This is a genomic window from Sphingomonas sp. CFBP9019, from assembly GCF_034045155.1.
In the GTDB taxonomy this organism is placed as follows: Bacteria; Pseudomonadota; Alphaproteobacteria; order Sphingomonadales; family Sphingomonadaceae; genus Sphingomonas; species Sphingomonas aerolata.
In genome coordinates, this window is sequence record NZ_JAXCWK010000004.1 from 113,036 (window position 1) to 131,407 (window position 18,372).

Genomic DNA, 18,372 nt, shown 5'->3' on the forward strand with positions numbered 1-18,372 from the left:
TCGTCCCGCTGTGAAGATGAGTATCACGATGCGGACAACGTCGTCCCAGAATTACGAACCACGTATCTGTCTTTCCCGCGAATGACGCCGTAGGTTAAGCCATTCTTGGGGGGCGCAATGCCGAATACACCGATTGAGGACGCGCTGGCCCACGCCCGCCGGTCCATTTACCTAAACAACCGCTTCGTCAGCTTTCTTACTCTCCTGCTCATACCATTGGTGCTCGGGCTTTGGGTTGAGAAGGCGGAGCCGGCGGTTGTCGGAAGTCTCACGTTCTGGGCGGTCATCCTCATTATTTTTGCCATACAGACGTTCGCATACGTCATGCTTGACCGCAAAGCATCCGAAGACACCCCTCAGCTAGTGTTCGAATATGGCGAGCTAGCAAAATTAAACGAGCGTCTGAGAGGCTATGCCACGGAGTTGTCCGCCAGCTTGGAAAACACCGTGGCAGCTGAGCAACTCGGCCGGGCATGGTCGGCAAAACAGGCCCACCTCGGGATTTTCTTCGAGATGAAGGTCGGGACGGTGGATGAGGCGTGCGCATCGGTTATCGACCCCCTTCTTGGCCAAGCAGGCAAAATATTTAGCTGGGGATACGACGACCTATGGACGGTCGCAGTTTACAGATGGGACGAGGTCCAAAACCTATTGCTACCCGTCTGGTGGAAGAGAGCGTCGGAGCATCCATCGACTGGCGATCCGCGAGCATGGCAAAATGGCGAGGGGCATTGCGGAACGGCGTTTATGAGCCAGCAGACGCTTTTTACCGAGGATTTGAATGACCCTAGCACATTCAATCGAGTACGGCCGACGCCTGCAAACGTCCGGGACTATGACCATGATGTCTACAGGTCGTTCGCTACCGTGCCTCTAACCATCGCTCATCCTGACGGCGAAGTTCGATTAGGCGTCGTTACATTGACCAGCAATGTGCTGGGCCGCTTCGGCGAAACGAATGTCAGTGTGGCGGAGCACCTAGGCGATATTCTTGCACAGGTGCTGTACCTAGACCGGCTTGCGAACGTTGAATCACCGTCCTAGGGTTTCAACTTAACAAGGAGCATAGCGATGGCGAAGCGGAGCGAGGCTGACATGGGGTCTCTTTCGTTCGGGGATCGCTCGTTGTCGAAAACGGCAGCGCGCGAGCTGCTGAACACCAAGTCCGGCAACACCCTCGGCTGCATCATAGATACAGCGGTGGTTCGGATTAAGGATGCGAAAACGACGAAGGCGGAACGGTTGACCGACGCCCATTTTTCGACGCGATATGAAGCGACCGTGAGCGGCCGTAACGAAAAAACCGGACGGTATTTGACTGCACCGTCCGGTATATGGCGGAAGCCCCGCGAGCTGGCTTAAGTCCAAACAAAGGTGTGCCAGACAAAGGCGCACTCAAGTTTTTATCGCGATCTCAAGCGGATAATTCGCGGCCGGGTTAATAAACCGATAGGTTGCTTACACTGCGCATGGGACAATTCGTCGTCCGAAGTCCGAGACGATGTTATCTACGCAGTAAAAACCTTCGGGAACACAGGCCCGATCAAAACATGGTCGGCCATGCACGCGACAAATGTCCACATTGCGCGGACGAGGCCGCTCGATCACACATTGCTAGGTGCGCCCAATCCCCGACATCTCGTCGGGAGTTGCAACTTAGTAGCCGACGTGCGGCACCGCCTGACGGTGTCGCACGCGTCTAGCATTTCCCTTCTTAACCCAGCCGCTTGCGCTCCATACTGATGGCTGCGGTATCGAACCGCAGCGCGGACGCCGCGGCGACCACGCCCGCCTCCTTGGCGGCCATCCGCGCGAGATAGGCGGATACGGGTTCGTGCTTCCGCCCACTACCGCGGACGTCACGCTGCGGCACGCTTTTGTGAACGGCTCCGGCTGGTCGGCGCCGGGAGCCTGACGCTGGCGGCGTCCTCGCCCGTGCTGCCGTGAACGAACTGGTAATGGCGTCATCTCGACTCCGCGCTCCAGTGGCCGAGACCCGCCCGCAGGTTCTCGGCGTCTACGAGCGCATGCGACAGGCTGGCGCTGGCCTGGCCTGAGCTATCGCCACCGTTGTGGACGCACGACGTTGTCCGTCGCGATCTGATCGGCATCGACCAGAGCGATCGGCGTCGCCGCGTCGATCCCATTGCGCTTCAACCGGATGTCGCTGACCGTTCCTTTGTTCTCGAAGAAGCCTGCCGGCAGATCGCAAAGGCTCTCGACGTCATGCGCGTAAAGCCGTAGCCCATCGAGTAGCTGGGTGCGCGTCACTATCCTTTCGTCGCAGAGCAGCTTGATCGAGCGACCGAGCAGACGAGGACGCTCCGGTTCCATGTCGCGGTCGAGGGGTTCAGCCTTCCGCCAACCCTTCGCGCTGTAGTGCTTGAACAGCCGCTGCTTTCCCTCGTCATCGATGATGCCGAGGTTGGCGCATCGCATGATCATCGCGCCGATCGACACTTTCCAACGTGATTTAAGCGCCTGGAAACCGGGGAGCGACGGTGACCAGACCTCGGCGCTGAAGCTCTCCGCCGGCAGCAGGAAAGCTCCGGCAAACGCGAACGCCTGACGCTCGATCTCCTTGAACGCAGCTGCATCGTAAAGCGTGCGCTCGGTCAGGCCACGATGCAGAACGAGATGACCGAGCTCGTGCGCTGCATCCATTCGTGATCGAACGCAGGTCTGCTTGTCCGTAGCAAGGAATACATAGGGCCGACCGTCGGCCATCGACCAATTCGACAGCCCGTCCATATTGCCGCTGTCGATCTGCTCCTTCACAACGATGATGCCGGCGTTTTCCATGACCAAAAGAACGTCGGAGATGGGGCCAAGTCCGAGACCCCACTTCTCCCGACATTCCATCGCCACACGCTCGATGTCTTCATCGCGTATCTCGAGGAAATCGCGGACGTCGAGCGTCGGGACATCCGGTGCCGGCAGGTCCAATTCCTGTTGCAGATACAACGACACGTCCTGCGCCCACCGCAGCCGCGAACCGACGCGCGCACGCATGGCCTTGCTGGTAGCAGCCATAGATCGCGCGAACATCGGCGCCGCACCATGCTCCACTGGCGTGGCAAGGAAGTAGCTGACGGGCAGGTTCAGCCCTTTTGCAACCGCGTGCAGAGCTTCTGGCTCTGGCAGTTGCTCGCCCGATTCCCAGCGGGAAATATTCGAGCTTTTACGCCCGCTGAGGTCCGCAAGCGCGACCTGGGTCAGACCGCGCGCCGCACGGGCCTCGATCAGCCGCTCTGGCCGGAAACCTGGAACACCACTTCTCATTCTATCGTCATCCTAGCGGAGGGCGGTCAGCCCTCGGAACGCCCTTTTAGCTTTGGTATCGCACGGTCCCTGATTTCCACCGGCGCACTGGTCGTGGGGACCGACCTTGTGTCGGCATCGTGGTACATGGCAAGTATGTCGGAAATTGGAACGATCTCCACCCATGTCCGGAGATCCTTGTGGGGGAAGCCTACTCCGACCCATGCAGGTAGCGATGGATTGCCACGGGTGTTCGCAGTGACGACGAGCATTGCACAAAGCCGATCGTCCCGGGGGGCTTCGACTAGTTCGAACAGTCGCAACTGCGTACCACTGAGCCAAGCGTTGAACTCCGCGAACTGACGCCGGAACTTGCTGGGCCGCGGGGGGCCGATGTGTGGCTGGACGTTTCCACGAATGAGGTGGATGCCGTCCGAACTAGCGACGCTATACCTCCCACCCTTCGGCGTCGTATGTGGTGATGCGACCAGGAGGCCATGCTCTCTGGTATCGCGACGGAAGCCAGCCTCCAATCGTGCATGCCGCAGCTGTGCCACCGTATTACGATATTCGGGTTCTTCGACATGGCGATCAGCGATGCGTACGGCCTCGGCGAACGCCGCGTCGGCCATCGCTGGGAGATCGATCCACAGTTCGCGTGGCGTCGCGGCCACCAGTCTTTCTAGGCACTGCCCCACGAACCGCATCCTTATGCTACTTGCGTTATAGTGGATATTGCGCCATGTTTTTTGCGTGAGCAAGCGTAATCTCGCGTTTGTGTATTATTAGATTCCGCGTTTGTTCTTCGAAGCCGCCCTTATCATCGTCTATCGGCGGTAAGGCCGCATTGCACGCCCTGCCTCAACCGGTGGGACGCGCCTCTTCCGATGAAGGATGCGCCATTTAGGTCAGCCACGTGAGCCAGAAGCCCCGCCCTCGTATGATCCCCTTGTTGTTCGGCGATGTCCCCATCGCCGCGATCAACGATGCGTTGGGCTTAGAGCTGGATGAGGGGCAGGCGGTCATGTCAACGAATGCCCTTAAGCATGCGCAGAAGCGGCATCCCCTCGATTACGCTCGGTGCCTTCCACACGTCGCCAGTGTGGTAACGAACCCGCTCTATGTTCGGGACGACTTCAAGAACGATGGCAAGATCGAGCTGGTCGGCCGGCCGGCCGCACTGAGCGATTTTCTTCTCGTCGCGGTCGAGATCGTGCTCGACGAGGATGGGCGGTACAACGTGACGTCGTTCTATCCCATATCGGAAAACAAGGTCGCCAAGCGCCGCGATACGGGACACCTTCGGCGCGTCAGCCTGCTCTAATACGAAACGACCCCCCGACTGGCGCCGAGGGGTCGTCCGTTCTGAAGCTCATAGCCGGGCTGCCCACCCCCGGATCTCTTCGTCCTACGGGACTACTGTACCAAAAGCGCCGCAACGCCGCTGGTGTGTGAGGAGGCTGTTCTCACCTCTAAGAGCTTCATTAGCTTGCTTGTCCGTATGCGGTCTATGTGATGATTGATGACCGTGGTGTCAACACCAAGTTGAAAGGTTGGTTGCGTTAAACGTGTTGGAAATGGCTTCTCATTTGCGTTGGTCATAAGCCTAACCGTGTTGACCAATCGCATTCAGTTGCGTGGCACGCCGTAGCGCACCACCGGTTAACGTCACGTTTTCGCATTCAGCAAAGTGATGAATGCGATGGTCGCTTTTCCACGCTCCTTTTCATCGCCTCGGACAGCTCGCGTCGCCGGCCTCGGCAATCCACACTCCTTCAAACCTACATCAGCTCGCACAGGATCGAGACGGAGCGTTGATTGGCGCTGTCCGGTCGCTCGAACCTTCGGCCTGTGACGCGAATGTCGACGATGCGGCCTGTGTCCTGATCCGCGACCTGCAAAATGTCACCGGTCGACGGCAACGCGGGGAAGTCTCCCGGCATGTTCCTCCAGCCCGACGGTGTCATGTAGGCAATCAACACCGGGATCGTGGGGATCATGAACGGCGACATGCACTCTCTCCTGGACGCGACGCCGAAGGCGTTCGGCACCGTCTAAATTCTCACAATCGAGACGATCAGCGTGCCGATTGCAATGATCATCGATGCCAAGCTGATCTAGTATGCCCGACCCGCTGGCGCCGCCCACGCCTCCCGGTGCCGTAGTTCTTGGTCCAGCAGTGATAGGCTCTGCTTGTTGGTGGCTTTCCCGATCCAGCGGTAAAGCGCATCGTCCGACAAGTGGCGGACGACGGAAGCATCGACAGGATCAACCAACCTCCCAGCTTCAAGCTCACAAAACGTGTGAAGTATGTTGGTGTGGCCGCGACGTCGTAATCGGCCCCAGCGCTTCCGCGCCTTTTCAAGCACGTGGATGGTCAGCGGCGAGCCGTTCAGCCAGCAGCGTACGGATAGCCTCCGGCCGAGACGGAGGTGGATCGAAGGCCGCGATCCATTGGTCCAACGCTGCCAACTGATTTGGCTGAAGGCGAACTAGCACAGGCGTCCCCACTCCTGTCGGAGCGGGACCTCGTTTCCGTGATTTCAGGGTTTGACCGTCCATGATGACCCTGATATCAGGGATACGAGCCGAACGGAAGCTTCCAACGACCGCCCGGCTCTGACCAATCGCACGGAGAAGACCCATGCAACAGGCTACCAGCGCCCATAGCGGCGCGCGCACCGGCACGTCACCGGTAAATATCACGAATATTTTCACCCCCAGCCGTCGCGGCTTGCTCGGACTCGCCGGTGTCAGTGCGCTGGCATGCGCAACACCCGGCGTTGCCATCGATTTTCCAGCGCCAGCGAGCGCTGTCATGGCTGCCATTCGCGCCAATGACCACGCGGAAAGCCGTTTCAATTCACTCCCCGACACCTTGGAAAGGACCGATCCCGCACGGCACAAAGCGGAGGAGGCGTTGATGCACGATGCTTACGACAACTGTCTTCGACAAACGCCAACCAACTGGTCCGAATTTGTGGCGATGCTGTCCGTAGCGACCGATGAGGGTAATTTTGAGCTGGATGAAAGTCACAGCGGCAATTTTATGCGCCATGCACGCCGACTTTTGGCAACCACAGCATGAGTACCCGCAACCCTACCCGCCGCGCCGTCTTCGGCCCGTCCGCCAGCGCGGTCGCGATCGCGGCGACCGTCACCCTACCAACCCTTGCCGCGTCCGCGAGCGTCTGGTCCTCAACTGTTTGGCTTGACCGTTGGGGACGCCTCGGTTGCGGAGCGAGGCTCGACGGCCATCTCCTGCTCGAATTGACGCCGCGAGATGGACAGGAAGGCCCCGCCAGCATGCTGCTTGGCGAGCTTGGCACCCCCGGCCGGACCGAATCGATAACGGCGTTGCTCGACATCGCGTACGCAGAGGATGGGGCTGTTCGCGCCGCGCTATCGGAAACGCCAAAATCGTCGCTTGACCGCAAGCCGATGCAAGCGCATCTAGTGCAGATGCAAGAGCATCTAGAGACAAATACGACGTGGACGATTCCCGATAACGTCCCACTTTTCACGATGGCGACCGTCGCGAGAGCAGCGGATGTTCCGCCAGCGACTGTTCGGGCTTGGTTTCAGCGCGGCCATGTGTCGCTAAACGAGGGGGATTCAAAGGCTCACACCAAGGGGGCACCAAACCGGTTCACGCTTCGAAGTGTGTTGATGCTCGCAGCTACCGCAGAATTAGTCCGGCTTGGTACCACGCCAGGTGCCGCGTTCGTGGCCTCCGAGCATTGGATGATCCACGGCGTCCTGAAAGGCCAGTACGGCGCACCCGCACGACGTGAGGGAGGCGGCCTCTTCCCTCACCCATTCAAGACCTACTTGGTGATTGGCGCGGACGGTGTTGGGCGGACGCCTAACCAGTGGCCTTGCGAAATTGTCGCTATCGATCCTCATAGCCCGACCGCCCATTCCGCGTTCTTCAACGCCCTTTTCTTCCGCGGGCGAGGAAGCGCAAAAATTGTGCTCCTCAACATGCTCGACAGACGTGTTCGGCAGATTTGTTACGAGACGATCCTCGGAAAAGACGCTCCAAACGAGCCTGACTGGGAAGCCGAGTTTGTTGAAACGACGGCATCCGACACGGCCGTGACAAAATGAGCAAGCGGCTCACGTCCCCTACCAAGTCCGATGTCTCGCGCGTTGTGAGCGGCGCGATGGCCGCTGGCGTCCAGATTGGCGAAGTTCGCGTCCTGCGCGACGGAAGCATCGTGATCATCCCAGCGGGCATGGCGGATCCCGCGATCCTCGACGACGAGATCGACGCCAAGTTGGAAGAGTTCGCCCGCTGATGACAAACAAGCGCCTCCTCTACGTGACCGCGTTCGACGATCGGCACGGCAAGCGCCGGTGGCGTTTCCGCCGGAAAGGCTATCCGCCCTACTCATTCAAGTCCCCCCACGGGACCAAAGCTTTTGAGCGCGAATACGCGGCCTGCCTCAATGCAGATCAGGCGCCGGTTGCATCGCGTCCGTCGATACCGGGCAGCGTCAGTGACGTGATCGCTCGCTACTATAGCGACAACGCGTTCCTTGACCTGCGACCCTCTACGCAAGGGGTGTACCGAGGGGTCCTAGAGCGCTTCAGAGAGGCTTTCGGAGACGTTTCGATCAAGGCCTTCGATGCCGATCGAATCGCGCGCCTGATGACGGCTATGCGTCACAAGCCGCACGCTGCTGCGCGGCTGCGCAAGTTGCTGGCGCAGCTGCTACGCCTTGCGCGGCGCTCGAAGCTCGTGCCGGTCGGCTTCGACCCAATCAAGGACACCAAGGCGCCGAAGACGGAAGGCGGGGGTTACCACCCCTGGACGGAAGAAGAACTGGCCGCCTTCGAAAACGAGTTCCCGGTTGGCACCAAGCCACGCCTAGCATTCGATCTCCTTCTGTACGGCGCGCAGCGTAGTGGGGACGTCCGCCTGATGACGCCAGCTATCATAGCTGGCGGACGCATCCGGCTAGACCAAAGCAAGACGACCAATTCGGTTGATATTCCGGTCGTCGCCCCTCTCCAGGTGTCGCTGGACGCTGGGCCTTTAGGCCGTGTCACGCTGATGGAAACCAAAGACGGCGAGCCGTACACGGAGAAGGGTTTTTACGGGATGATGAAGAAGGCCTGCATCAAGGCCGGCATTCCACACTGTTCTCCTCACGGCCTCCGCAAAGCGGCAGCGCGGCGATGCAAGGACGCAGGCTGTACCAATGAAGAGGGCATGGCGATCACAGGCCATAAGAGCGAAAAAGAGTACCTGCGCTACGCGGGATCGAACGCACGTCCCGAAGTCGCAGACGCTGCCATGAACAAGGTTATGGCTAACCGAACCGTACGGTTAGCCAGCACACCCTCGCAACCTATTGAAAAGAGGGCGTAATGACCCCCAACGCTGGATGCCCCGTGAGGATTCGAACCTCAATAGGCGGTATCAGAAACCGCAGTCTTACCATTAGACGACGGGGCATCAGCGAGGGCGCGATCTAAGCGGGGGTTTGCGCCGTGTCAACGCCCTGATGGTGCCAATTCGCCACGTCGCTTGCGTAATCGCCGCGCTGCGCTACATTCGTCGCCAAGCACCGGGCGGGTATTTTCCCGCGGCGGCAGATATAGATAGTGAGTTTTACGGCGATGGGGGATGTTTCCGCCCGAATGCCGTCCCGGCAGGCTGGTCCTGCCCGTCCGGCGGCGACCCGGCCCGGTCGAGGGCGGTGGGCCGATGCGCAGGCGTTTGCCGCGCTGGATCTCGGCACCAACAATTGCAGATTGCTGATCGCGCGCCCGCAGGCCGGCGGATTCGCGGTGATCGACGCGTTCTCGCGGATCGTCCGGCTCGGCGAAGGGCTCGCGTCCACCGGGCAGCTGAGCGACGCCGCGATCGAGCGCACGATCGCCGCACTGCGCGTGTGTTCGGACAAGCTGAAGCGTCGCAACGTCACGCTGGCGCGCTCGGTCGCGACCGAAGCCTGTCGCCAGGCGCGCAACGGCCCCGCCTTCATCGCCCGCGCGCTTGCCGAGACGGGTATCCATCTCGACATCATCACCGCGGAGGAAGAGGCGCGGCTGGCCGTGCTCGGCTGCCATGCGCTGATCGAACCCGGCAACGACCCCGCACTGATCTTCGACATCGGCGGCGGTTCGACCGAGCTTGTGCTGGTCGATACGTCGACGCCGATCCCGACCGTGCTCGACTGGCATTCCGCCCCCTGGGGCGTCGTGTCGCTGACCGAACATGCGGGCGGCGGCAAGGGCGAGGCGGGCCGGCGCGCAGCCTATGCGCGGATGCGCCAGGTCGTCGCGGACAGCATCGCGCCGTTCGCCGCGCGGCTGCCGCTCGACGTCGAGCGCCCCCGACTGCTCGGTACCAGCGGCACCGTGACGACGCTGGGCAGCGTGCATCTCGGGCTCAGCCATTATGACCGGTCGGAGGTCGACGGGCTGATCGTGCCCGCCAGCGCGATGCGGCGGATCAGCGCGGACTTGTCGCACATGGCGATCGAGGAACGGGCGAAGCTCGCCTGCATCGGAAACGAGCGCGCCGACCTGGTGGTCGCGGGCTGCGCGATATTGGAGACGATCATGGACATCTGGCCCGCCGAACGGCTCGGCATCGCCGACCGCGGCATTCGCGAGGGCATATTGCGCCGCCTGATGGGGAGCCCCAGGCCATGAGTCGCGGCGGATCGGGCGGGCACACCCGCGTCCTTACCGCACGCAAGCGGACCGCGCAGTCGACGCGCTGGCTCGAGCGCCAGCTGAACGACCCCTATGTGAAGCGCGCCAAGGCCGAGGGCTATCGCAGCCGCGCGGCGTACAAGCTGACCGAGCTCGACGAACGGTTCGAGGTCATCAAGGGGTCGAAGCGCGTCATCGATCTCGGCATCGCGCCGGGTGGCTGGGCACAGGTGATCAAGCGCCGCCTGCCCAAGGCGGCGGTGGTCGGCATCGACCTGCTGCCGGTCGATCCGATCGACGGTGTGACGATCTTCCAGATGGATTTCATGGACGACGCGGCGCCCGCAATGCTGATCGACGCGCTCGGCGGCGCGCCCGACCTGGTGTTGTCGGACATGGCGGCGAATACGGTCGGCCATCCGCAGACCGACGCGCTCAGGACGATGGCGCTGGTCGAGGCGGCACTCGATTTCGCCTGTGACGTGTTGGAAAAGGGCGGGACCTTCGTCTCGAAGGTGTTCGCAGGCGGCGCCGATTCCGCGCTGGTCGCCGAGATGAAGCGCAACTTCACCAGCGTGAAGCACGCCAAGCCGCCGGCGAGCCGCAAGGGGTCGGTCGAGTGGTTCGTGGTGGCGCAGGGGTTTAAGGGGCGATCGGTCGATCGGGAGGGCTGATCCACCGATCGACCCGGCCTACCCCGTTCGTGCTGAGCGTAGTCGAAGCACCTTGAGTCCCATGCCCTTCGACTACGCTCAGGGCGAACGGTGTGGGGGGTGGCGAACGGTGCGGGCGGTGACGCACGGTGCGGGCGGTGACGCACGGTGCGGGCGGTGACGCACGGTGTGGGATGGCGACCGGTGTCGGGGTGGCGACCGGTATGAGGGTTGCGACCGGTGGCCATCGGGACGGCGAATGCGAACCGCCCCCGTTACCCCCCGCCTCACCCCCAACGACACCCGCAAAGAAAAGGCCCGCGGACCTTCAGGTCCACGAGCCTTTCAATCACACCAACCAAGCGATGCCGAAGCATCGTTCGCCGGAAACCGATCAGGGTCAGATCACAACATGGCCCGGCTCGCGCCGCTCCACGTCCGTGCGATCAACCCTCGTAATCGGCACCCAGATTCTGGTTGCGCGGCGGGGCGGCGGCGGTGAGGCGCAGCGCCTCGGCCGATGCCGCGAGGCTGCCGACGGCATCGACCTCGTCGTCATCGTCGACACGAACCTTCTGCAGGCCCTGGATGACCGATTCCTTGAGATGCGCTGGCTTGACGTTCTCGTCGGCGATCTCGCGCAGCGCGACCACCGGGTTCTTGTCGCGATCGCGGTCGAGCGTCAGTTCGGCGCCGCCCGAGATCTGCCGCGCACGCTGCGCTGCGAACAGCACCAGGTCGAACCGGTTGGGGATCTTGTCGACACAATCTTCGACGGTAACGCGCGCCATGACGCTTCCTTCGCAACAAACACCGATAGGGAGAACAAAGGCGCCTACCCACACTGCGCCACAAAGTCAAGATTTTGCCGGTGGGCGTCCCGCGCTACCCCGTGTCGCCCCGCCGCAAGGTTGCATCGGCCCGATGCTATGTCCACTACCCCCGGCCATGACCATGCCCGCCCCCGAGCTCGATCGCATCACGGCCCCGCAGGCGGCGGAGTCGGTCTTCACCGTCGATGGCAACCGGCTGACGCTGCTCGAGGCGGGCCCCGAACGCCTGACGGCGCTGATCGGGCTGATCGACGGCGCGCGGCAGTCGCTGCGAATCCTCTATTACATCTACGCCGACGACGATGCCGGCCAGCGCGTGAACGCGGCGATGATCGCGGCGGCGAAACGCGGCGTGACGGTCGCGCTGATCGTCGACGGCTTTGGCAGCGACGATGCGGCGAGCGCCGATTTCTTCGACCCGCTCGAAGCCGCCGGAATCGCGGTGTGCCGGTTCTCCGCACGATTCGGTCGGCGATATCTGCTGCGCAATCACCAGAAGCTTGCGCTGGCGGACGGCGAACGGGACGACGCGCGGATCATCGTCGGCGGCTTCAACGTCGAGGATGACTATTTCGGCACGATTGCCGACAATGCCTGGCGCGATCTCGGCCTGCTGATCGAAGGCCCGGCCGCGGGGCGGCTGACGGGCTATTTCGATGCGTTGAGCAGCTGGATCCACCAGCCCAAGGGCAAGCTGCGCAAACTGAACCATGCGCTGCGCCGCTATAGCGAGACGCAGGGGCCGACACGCTGGCTGATCGGCGGACCGACGCGGCGGCTGTCACCTTGGGCGCGGGCGGTCCGCGACGACATGCGCCGGGCGACGCGGATCGACATCATCGCCGGCTATTTCACGCCAAGCCCGACAATGTTGCGCAGGCTCGATCGTGCCGGGCGTCGCACCGACCGCGTGCGCATCGTCACCGCCGCGAAATCGGACAACAACGCGACAATCGCCGCCGCGCGGTTCACCTATGCCGGACTGTTGCGCAAGGGCGTGCACGTCTTCGAATATCAGCCGACCAAGCTGCACACCAAATTGTATGTCATCGACGACGCGGTCCATATCGGCTCCGCCAACTTCGACATGCGCAGCCTGTTCATCAACATGGAGCTGATGATCCGGATCGAGGATCCCGGTTTCGCCGCGCATGTCCGCCGCTATGTCGACGCCGAAATCGCCGCGTCGACCGAGATCACGCCGGCGCTCTACAAGGCAAAGACCGGCTGGCTGCAGCGCGTGAAGCAGTTCGGCGCCTATTTCGTGGTCGCGGTCGTCGACCCCAATGTCTCGCGCGGATTGAACTTCGGGATCGAGGACTAGGACGCCGCTGAACGGCGGCGCCCGTTACTGCGCCGCCGTGCCGCCGACCGTCAGGCCGTCGACCAGCAGCGTCGGCTGGCCGACGCCCGCCGGCACCGACTGCCCGCCCTTGCCGCACATCCCGATGCCCTCGTCGAGCGCGAAGTCGTTGCCGATCCCGCGCACCTTGGTCAGCGAGCTGGGGCCGTCGCCGATCAGCGTCGCGCCCTTGATCGGCGCACCGAGCTTGCCGTCCTCGACCAGATACGCCTCGGTGCAGCTGAACACGAACTTGCCCGACACGATGTCGACCTGCCCGCCGCCGAACGCCTTGGCGAAGATGCCCTTCTTGACGCGGCTCAACAGCTCGGCGGGATCGTCGTTGCCCGCCTTCATGAAGGTGTTGGTCATCCGCGGCATCGGCGCGTGGGCATAGCTTTCACGGCGGCCATTGCCGGTCGCCTCGACGCCCATCAGCCGTGCGTTGAGCCGGTCCTGCATATAGCCCTTGAGGATCCCGTCCTCGATCAGCACCGTCTCGCGCGTCGGCGTACCCTCGTCGTCGATCGTCAGCGAGCCGCGGCGATCCTGGAGCGATCCGTCGTCGACCACGGTCACGCCCTCGGCCGCGACGCGCTCGCCGATGCGGCCCGAAAACGCCGACGTGCCCTTGCGGTTGAAATCGCCCTCGAGCCCGTGACCGATCGCTTCGTGCAGCAGGATGCCGGGCCAGCCATTGCCGAGCAGCACGGTCATCTCGCCGGCGGGCGCCGCGATCGACTCGAGATTGACCAGCGCCTGCGACAGCGCCTCGTCGATCGCCCGGTTGTACGTCTCGGGCTCGAAGAGGTCGGTATAGAGATAGCGGCCGCCGATGCCGTAGCTGCCCGTCTCGCGACGACCATTCTGCTCGGCGACGATCGACACGTTGAGCCGCACCAGCGGTCGCACGTCGGTCGCGATGAAGCCGTCGGCGCGGACGATCTCGACCACCGACCATGTCCCCGACAGGCTGACCGACACCTGCGCCACGCGCGGATCGCGCGCGCGCGCGGCGGCGTCGATCGTCTGGCAGAGGTTCACCTTGTCCGCGAACGGCACGAGGTCGAGCGGGTCGGCGGCGGTGTAGCGGTGGCGGTTGGTGCCCTGGGGCGGGCCGGCCTTGGCGGCAACGCCCGGCTCGATCAGCGCCATCGTTTCGGCGGCGCGGCGGATCGCGGCGGGGGTCATCTCGTTCGAATGCGCGAACGCGGTCATCTCGCCCGACACCGCGCGCAGGCCGAAGCCCGAGCTGGTGTCATAGGAGGCGGTCTTCAGCCGGCCGTCGTCGAAGCCGAACGCCTCCGCCTTGCGGTACTGGAGATAGAGTTCGCCGTCATCGGCCTTAGCGAGCGCCTTGGCGGTCAGCGCCTGCGCCTGCTCGGGGTCGAGCGTGTCGCGGTAGAGGAACGAGCGGGGGTCTGCAGCTATCGTCATCCGATAGATATAAGCGGCTTAGCGCCCTGCGCCATCCCCATGGTCGCGCAATGTCGACTGGTCCGCGCCATCGGCGGCCCCGCCGACCAGGATAAAGCGCCGATCGCAATAGCCGCAATCGACATAGCCGGTCTCGTCGATCTGCAGCCACACGCGCGGATGGCCGAGCGCTGCACCGCCGGGAATGTCGGTGGCGCCGTCGCAGGCGACGCGGGCGTGGGTGACGCGGGTGGTTTCGAGCGGCGGATGCATGCGGGCGCGATAGCAAGCGCGGGCGGGGCGGGCAATTGGTTCTTCGGTGGTGATAGGAAGGAAGAATTTGTTCACGCGGAGGCGCGGAGGCGCGGAGGTGTTGCGCTTGTCGCGAAGCGACCTTCACATCAGGAATGGCGGAACAGGGAGTGGGTCTTCCGACCGACAGGCTGGATGCGACATCTCCGCGCCTCCGCGCCTCCGCGTGAACAAATCTTCTTTGCAACGCCCGAGGGGATGACCCGCCCTTCCCGCCCCGCTATGCCGCGACCATGACCGAAGCCGCGATCGCCATCACCAATCTCTGCAAAACCTATGCGGGCGGCAAGCGCGCGCTGGACGGGGTGACGTTCGACGTCCCGCGCGGCCAGATCTTCGGGCTGCTCGGTCCGAACGGTGCGGGCAAGTCGACGCTGATCAACATCCTGGCGGGGCTCGTCAACAAGACTGACGGCAGCGCCGCGATCTGGGGCTTCGACATTGACGCCCACCCGCGCAACGCCAAGGCGTCGATCGGCATCGTCAACCAGGAGATCCTGTTCGACCCATTCTTCTCGCCGTTCGAGACGCTCGAGATCCAGGCCGGGCTGTACGGCGTGCCCAAGGCGAAGCGCCGGACGATGGAGCTGCTCCGCGCGGTGCATCTGGAGGACAAGGCGCACGCCTATGCGCGCACGCTGTCGGGCGGCATGAAGCGGCGTCTGATGGTGGCCAAGGCGATGGTCCATTCGCCCCCCGTGCTCGTGCTCGACGAGCCGACCGCGGGCGTCGACATCGAACTGCGCCAGCAGCTCTGGACCTATGTCCGCAGCCTCAATGCCGCCGGCGTCACGGTGATCCTGACGACGCATTATCTTGAGGAAGCCGAAGAGCTCTGCGACCGGATCGCGATCATCAACAACGGCCGCCTGATCGCCAACGAACCGACCCGCGAACTCGTCGGCAAGGCGCAGGAAAAGATCGTCGCCGTCACCGTCGACCGCGATGTCGGCATGGTCCCGGCGAACGCCTGCTTCCAGAAAATCGCGCTCAAGGGCACGCGCACGCTCGAAATCACCTATGCCAAGGACCGCGTCAACGCCGGCGAAGTGCTCGCCGCGGTCCAGTCGGGCGGTTTCGGGATCGTCGACGTCTCGACCAAGGAACCCGATCTCGAGGACGTGTTCCTCAGCCTCACCCGCGCCGCCAACGCCTGAGCGCGCACGGCACCGGGCGCAGTGCCGGGGCCGGTTCGGTTCACGCCGTGGGGCAGACCACCGTCGTGCCCTGGCCACGGTTGCTCAGCGTGGCGCGGTAGAAGAAGGAGTCGCTGCCATAGGTCTGGTTGGGGCCGAACACGAGATCGACCTTATCGCCGATTTCGAGGCCGAACTTGACCCCGTTGACCGTGGCGGTGTCGACGACGATTCCCGAGGCGACGGTCACGCCATTGCGGGTGATGCGGTAATCGACGCCGTCGCCCGTATTTGCCTTGCTGAAACAGGCGGACAGTTCGACCTGCATCGCGCGCGGCGCGGTATAGCGGATCACCGCGCGGATCGGGTTCGCGCCATCGCCTGCCGGTGCGGCGGTGGTATTGTTGATGCGCAGCGGCTTGGACCAGCGATCGCCGAAATGGCTCGCGAAATCGGTGTCGAACACGCCGAGCCGGGTATCGACATTCGCCTTGTCGCGACGCCAGTAGCTCCAGGATCCGCTGCCATATTGCAGCATCGTGTCGGCAACGACCTGCGACGCGGTGATCGTATAGCCGGTGGCCCCGCTGACGATCAGCGGCTCGGATCCGATCTTGACCGGGCCAGCAGGCAAGGCCACCCCGTACATGTCGCGAACAACACCGCCGGTGAAGCTGATCGTGCCGCGCAGCCCCCATACGACCCAGCGATCGGCACCGATCCGGTAGAGGTTGAACGGCTGGTCCCCGGTATCGACCCGCACCGGCTGACCGTATGGCAACAGCGAATCGATGACGTTGCGATAGGCCCTGCCCTGCGGCTTGATCAGCGATCCGGTAAACAGCCCCATATACGGAAAATGAGTCTGTTCGACGAGCGCGTACCAGGACGCATGCCGGACGCCGGCGGCATAGAGCTCGACGACCGATTTCACCAAACCGGCCGAGGCGCGCCGCGTATCGGCATATCCGAAGCTAAATTCCGTCGCCCAGATCGGCTTTGGCGTCCCGTAGCGGCTCATGGCGGCGTTGAGATTGGCAATCTCGAAATCAATCCCCTCGGCATCGGGGCGATAGGGATGGACCGCGACGCCGTCGATCACGTCGAGCATGCCGACCGCGAACAGCGAGGTCAGGAACCCCGTCCCGATCACGTTGGTCGATCCACCGAGGATCGCGACCTGCGGGTTGGCGGGCTTCACCCGGGCATAGAGGACCCGCAGCATGTCGACATAGGCGCGGAACTTGTCGACGCCGGCCGGATAATCGAGCGCGCCGGCACTGTTGACTTCGTTGCCGACCTCGATCGCCACGACACAGGATCCGAACCGCGTCAGCAGCGCGGCGATATAATTCGCATAGGCGGTCCGGCCCGCCGCGGACGACACCATCCGCCCGCCGTCGTAGAGCGCGTTCTTGGGCGTGATCGTGAGCGTCAGCGCACCGCCGCGTCCGCAAAATGTGGCGAGCGTCTGAACCGGGGTACCGGAAAAGTCGTACACGCCCGCCGTCCGCTCGACACTGGCCCAGTTGACCGTATCGCGCACGGATTTGGTCGCGAGCGGTGTCGTGAGATCGAGCCATGCCGGGCTCCATCCCTGGCTGAAATGAGTCTGCACGCCGAACGCGAACCCGGTCTCGCTCGGCAAAGCGCTCGTCGCCGCAGTGCCGGTCGTCACGCCCGGGGCCTGCTGGCCACTCGCCGGTTGAGACGCCGTCGCGGATGTCGAGACGACCGTGATCGCCGGGTCGGACACAGATGCGCCGCTCGCGCCGATCGCAAATGCCGTGACCCCGTACAACAACGTCGCCGCTGCCAGACCGGCCGCTAGTTTCGCCTGCATTCGAACGCCCCCCGCGCCAAACATGCCCGTCGCCCTCACGACGAATCGCTGCACTTTTCCTACCCCACTTGTAGAACAGATGAGTCTAAAATGGATGAAGTCGGCATTTTTTGGATTGAATATCGTGTTCGAGCAGCATTTCGGACGAATATCACTGCCAAACTACTGGCAAACAGCAGTTTTGCCGATCTAAGTACTGATATCTCGGGATCGCTGGTCAGAGCCAGCCAACGACCAGTCCGAGCAGCACCCAGGCACCGACCCCGCACCCGACCATGACGAAGGCGCGCACGGGTCGCGGCCAGGGTGTGATGTCGGGCATGGACTCAGCCACGGGTGCGTCATGCACCGCCGGGTCCTTTTCGAACATCGCGTGGACGATCGTCTGGCCGGAAAATGCCTTTGCGAACGTCTCTGCCGGAATGGGCACCGCGAAGACACATCCATAGCCGCCAGGTGCGAGACGGACGACATCTGCCTCGACGGTAGCACCGCCGCCGCTGAGCGCGAGACGCAGGCGCGTCCCCACAGTCATCGGGATCGAGGACCGCAGACGGCACCCTGTCGTCGAGAAATCCTCGACGATCACGTCATGCGCGACACCCGGCATGAGCCGTAATGTGCTGTCGGCGGAGACGACGCGCCGTGTGGCACGGCTTTCGCGCATCGTCAGCGCATCGATGGGCATGATCTGCATGGTTGCGGTGAGTGACATCGGTCCTCCAGGTTAAGGGCCGTATAAGTCGCGGCTCTTAACACAAGATTATCAGCGCAGTCCGGCATCATCATTTTTGCAGTTAACCCCCTAACAAATGCCATTATACAGATGCTTAGCAAATCAACATTTGTTTTCTTAAACAATAACCTCAGAGATTAACGCTGAAACGTCCAATAATGACCCGCG

20 protein-coding genes and 1 tRNA gene are annotated in these 18,372 nt (G+C 62.9%); 12 read left to right on the forward strand and 9 right to left on the reverse strand.

The annotated features are described in order from the left end of the window. The first annotated feature begins 117 nt into the window (after positions 1-117). Positions 118-1,044, forward strand: coding sequence for a GAF domain-containing protein (locus SOM18_RS12145; RefSeq protein ID WP_320481771.1), 927 nt, complete (start codon positions 118-120; stop codon positions 1,042-1,044). Between the two features lie 27 nt (positions 1,045-1,071). Continuing rightward, on the forward strand, positions 1,072-1,362 hold the full coding sequence (locus tag SOM18_RS12150; RefSeq protein ID WP_320481772.1) for a hypothetical protein: 291 nt from the start codon (positions 1,072-1,074) through the stop codon (positions 1,360-1,362). Between the two features lie 352 nt (positions 1,363-1,714). Here SOM18_RS12150 and SOM18_RS12155 read toward each other — a convergent pair whose 3' ends face one another. Together SOM18_RS12155 and SOM18_RS12160 are read right to left on the reverse strand one after the other, a co-directional pair. Next, positions 1,715-1,873, reverse strand: coding sequence for a hypothetical protein (locus tag SOM18_RS12155; protein ID WP_320481773.1), 159 nt, complete (start codon positions 1,871-1,873; stop codon positions 1,715-1,717). Between the two features lie 185 nt (positions 1,874-2,058). Then, the gene (locus tag SOM18_RS12160) at positions 2,059-3,282 is read right to left on the reverse strand and encodes an XRE family transcriptional regulator (protein WP_320481774.1); all 1,224 of its coding nucleotides are present in this window, start codon (positions 3,280-3,282) and stop codon (positions 2,059-2,061) included. Positions 3,283-3,758: 476 nt separating this feature from the next. Between SOM18_RS12160 and SOM18_RS12165 the strand changes: the two genes are divergently transcribed. Together SOM18_RS12165 and SOM18_RS12170 are read left to right on the forward strand one after the other, a co-directional pair. Beyond that, complete coding sequence (locus SOM18_RS12165; protein ID WP_320481775.1) at positions 3,759-3,947, forward strand: hypothetical protein; 189 nt, start codon at positions 3,759-3,761, stop codon at positions 3,945-3,947. A gap of 266 nt (positions 3,948-4,213) precedes the next feature. After that, the gene (locus tag SOM18_RS12170; protein ID WP_320481777.1) at positions 4,214-4,585 is read left to right on the forward strand and encodes a PBECR2 nuclease fold domain-containing protein; all 372 of its coding nucleotides are present in this window, start codon (positions 4,214-4,216) and stop codon (positions 4,583-4,585) included. Between the two features lie 457 nt (positions 4,586-5,042). Here SOM18_RS12170 and SOM18_RS12175 read toward each other — a convergent pair whose 3' ends face one another. Further along, entirely contained in the window at positions 5,043-5,273 is a 231-nt protein-coding gene (locus SOM18_RS12175; protein ID WP_320481778.1) for a hypothetical protein, read from the reverse strand. A gap of 632 nt (positions 5,274-5,905) precedes the next feature. Between SOM18_RS12175 and SOM18_RS12180 the strand changes: the two genes are divergently transcribed. Genes SOM18_RS12180 through SOM18_RS12195 form a run of 4 tightly spaced genes read left to right on the forward strand, consistent with a single transcriptional unit; the run spans position 5,906 to position 8,638 of the window. Beyond that, entirely contained in the window at positions 5,906-6,349 is a 444-nt protein-coding gene (locus SOM18_RS12180) for a hypothetical protein (protein ID WP_320481779.1), read from the forward strand. Beyond that, entirely contained in the window at positions 6,346-7,371 is a 1,026-nt protein-coding gene (locus SOM18_RS12185) for a hypothetical protein (protein WP_320481780.1), read from the forward strand. Before SOM18_RS12180 ends, SOM18_RS12185 begins: the two co-directional genes overlap by 4 nt. Further along, on the forward strand, positions 7,368-7,562 hold the full coding sequence (locus SOM18_RS12190; protein WP_320481781.1) for a hypothetical protein: 195 nt from the start codon (positions 7,368-7,370) through the stop codon (positions 7,560-7,562). Before SOM18_RS12185 ends, SOM18_RS12190 begins: the two co-directional genes overlap by 4 nt. Further along, positions 7,562-8,638, forward strand: coding sequence for a tyrosine-type recombinase/integrase (locus tag SOM18_RS12195; RefSeq protein ID WP_320481782.1), 1,077 nt, complete (start codon positions 7,562-7,564; stop codon positions 8,636-8,638). The genes SOM18_RS12190 and SOM18_RS12195 overlap by 1 nt, the downstream gene beginning before the upstream one ends. A 13-nt stretch (positions 8,639-8,651) precedes the next feature. Here SOM18_RS12195 and SOM18_RS12200 read toward each other — a convergent pair. After that, positions 8,652-8,725: transfer RNA gene (locus SOM18_RS12200), tRNA-Gln, on the reverse strand. Between the two features lie 185 nt (positions 8,726-8,910). Here SOM18_RS12200 and SOM18_RS12205 point away from each other — a divergent pair. Then, on the forward strand, positions 8,911-9,930 hold the full coding sequence (locus SOM18_RS12205; protein ID WP_031439729.1) for a Ppx/GppA phosphatase family protein: 1,020 nt from the start codon (positions 8,911-8,913) through the stop codon (positions 9,928-9,930). Continuing rightward, entirely contained in the window at positions 9,927-10,607 is a 681-nt protein-coding gene (locus tag SOM18_RS12210; RefSeq protein WP_031439728.1) for an RlmE family RNA methyltransferase, read from the forward strand. The genes SOM18_RS12205 and SOM18_RS12210 overlap by 4 nt, the downstream gene beginning before the upstream one ends. 425 nt (positions 10,608-11,032) lie before the next feature. On the opposite strand, the gene rpoZ is transcribed toward SOM18_RS12210, so the two are convergent. Beyond that, positions 11,033-11,377 carry a DNA-directed RNA polymerase subunit omega gene (gene rpoZ, locus SOM18_RS12215; protein WP_031439727.1) on the reverse strand — a complete coding sequence of 115 codons (345 nt, stop codon included), beginning with the start codon at positions 11,375-11,377 and terminating at the stop codon, positions 11,033-11,035. Between the two features lie 163 nt (positions 11,378-11,540). Between rpoZ and SOM18_RS12220 the strand changes: the two genes are divergently transcribed. Then, positions 11,541-12,743: a phospholipase D-like domain-containing protein gene (locus tag SOM18_RS12220; RefSeq protein WP_414712124.1), complete on the forward strand. Its 1,203-nt coding sequence runs from the start codon at positions 11,541-11,543 to the stop codon at positions 12,741-12,743. Positions 12,744-12,767: 24 nt separating this feature from the next. Here SOM18_RS12220 and tldD read toward each other — a convergent pair whose 3' ends face one another. Both tldD and SOM18_RS12230 read right to left on the reverse strand, forming a co-directional pair. Further along, positions 12,768-14,198 (reverse strand): metalloprotease TldD, encoded by a 1,431-nt coding sequence (gene tldD, locus SOM18_RS12225; protein WP_031439725.1) that lies wholly within the window; start codon positions 14,196-14,198, stop codon positions 12,768-12,770. An 18-nt stretch (positions 14,199-14,216) separates the two neighbouring features. Then, positions 14,217-14,450, reverse strand: a complete 234-nt coding sequence (locus tag SOM18_RS12230; protein ID WP_031393477.1) for a zinc-finger domain-containing protein — start codon at positions 14,448-14,450, stop codon at positions 14,217-14,219. 272 nt (positions 14,451-14,722) lie between these two features. Between SOM18_RS12230 and SOM18_RS12235 the strand changes: the two genes are divergently transcribed. Next, positions 14,723-15,646 carry an ABC transporter ATP-binding protein gene (locus SOM18_RS12235; protein WP_166746624.1) on the forward strand — a complete coding sequence of 308 codons (924 nt, stop codon included), beginning with the start codon at positions 14,723-14,725 and terminating at the stop codon, positions 15,644-15,646. A 40-nt stretch (positions 15,647-15,686) separates the two neighbouring features. Here the strand turns inward: SOM18_RS12235 and SOM18_RS12240 are convergent, their stop codons facing one another. Together SOM18_RS12240 and SOM18_RS12245 are read right to left on the reverse strand one after the other, a co-directional pair. Beyond that, on the reverse strand, positions 15,687-17,468 hold the full coding sequence (locus tag SOM18_RS12240) for a hypothetical protein (RefSeq protein ID WP_031439723.1): 1,782 nt from the start codon (positions 17,466-17,468) through the stop codon (positions 15,687-15,689). A 217-nt stretch (positions 17,469-17,685) separates the two neighbouring features. Next, a complete protein-coding gene (locus tag SOM18_RS12245; protein WP_081874162.1) occupies positions 17,686-18,183 on the reverse strand; it encodes a PilZ domain-containing protein in 498 nt (165 codons plus the stop codon). Between the last annotated feature and the right edge of the window lie 189 nt (positions 18,184-18,372).

Bases quoted from the DNA above. Each gene is read 5' to 3' on its own strand.
- SOM18_RS12145 (WP_320481771.1), top strand. From the start codon at position 118: ATGCCGAATACACCGATTGAGGACGCGCTGGCCCACGCCCGCCGGTCC.
- SOM18_RS12150 (WP_320481772.1), top strand. From the start codon at position 1,072: ATGGCGAAGCGGAGCGAGGCTGACATGGGGTCTCTTTCGTTCGGGGAT.
- SOM18_RS12160 (WP_320481774.1), bottom strand. From the start codon at position 3,282: ATGAGAAGTGGTGTTCCAGGTTTCCGGCCAGAGCGGCTGATCGAGGCC.
- SOM18_RS12165 (WP_320481775.1), top strand. From the start codon at position 3,759: ATGCTCTCTGGTATCGCGACGGAAGCCAGCCTCCAATCGTGCATGCCG.
- SOM18_RS12175 (WP_320481778.1), bottom strand. From the start codon at position 5,273: ATGTCGCCGTTCATGATCCCCACGATCCCGGTGTTGATTGCCTACATG.
- SOM18_RS12180 (WP_320481779.1), top strand. From the start codon at position 5,906: ATGCAACAGGCTACCAGCGCCCATAGCGGCGCGCGCACCGGCACGTCA.
- SOM18_RS12185 (WP_320481780.1), top strand. From the start codon at position 6,346: ATGAGTACCCGCAACCCTACCCGCCGCGCCGTCTTCGGCCCGTCCGCC.
- SOM18_RS12190 (WP_320481781.1), top strand. From the start codon at position 7,368: ATGAGCAAGCGGCTCACGTCCCCTACCAAGTCCGATGTCTCGCGCGTT.
- SOM18_RS12195 (WP_320481782.1), top strand. From the start codon at position 7,562: ATGACAAACAAGCGCCTCCTCTACGTGACCGCGTTCGACGATCGGCAC.
- SOM18_RS12205 (WP_031439729.1), top strand. From the start codon at position 8,911: ATGCCGTCCCGGCAGGCTGGTCCTGCCCGTCCGGCGGCGACCCGGCCC.
- SOM18_RS12210 (WP_031439728.1), top strand. From the start codon at position 9,927: ATGAGTCGCGGCGGATCGGGCGGGCACACCCGCGTCCTTACCGCACGC.
- rpoZ (WP_031439727.1), bottom strand. From the start codon at position 11,377: ATGGCGCGCGTTACCGTCGAAGATTGTGTCGACAAGATCCCCAACCGG.
- SOM18_RS12220 (WP_414712124.1), top strand. From the start codon at position 11,541: ATGCCCGCCCCCGAGCTCGATCGCATCACGGCCCCGCAGGCGGCGGAG.
- tldD (WP_031439725.1), bottom strand. From the start codon at position 14,198: ATGACGATAGCTGCAGACCCCCGCTCGTTCCTCTACCGCGACACGCTC.
- SOM18_RS12230 (WP_031393477.1), bottom strand. From the start codon at position 14,450: ATGCATCCGCCGCTCGAAACCACCCGCGTCACCCACGCCCGCGTCGCC.
- SOM18_RS12235 (WP_166746624.1), top strand. From the start codon at position 14,723: ATGACCGAAGCCGCGATCGCCATCACCAATCTCTGCAAAACCTATGCG.
- SOM18_RS12240 (WP_031439723.1), bottom strand. From the start codon at position 17,468: ATGCAGGCGAAACTAGCGGCCGGTCTGGCAGCGGCGACGTTGTTGTAC.
- SOM18_RS12245 (WP_081874162.1), bottom strand. From the start codon at position 18,183: ATGTCACTCACCGCAACCATGCAGATCATGCCCATCGATGCGCTGACG.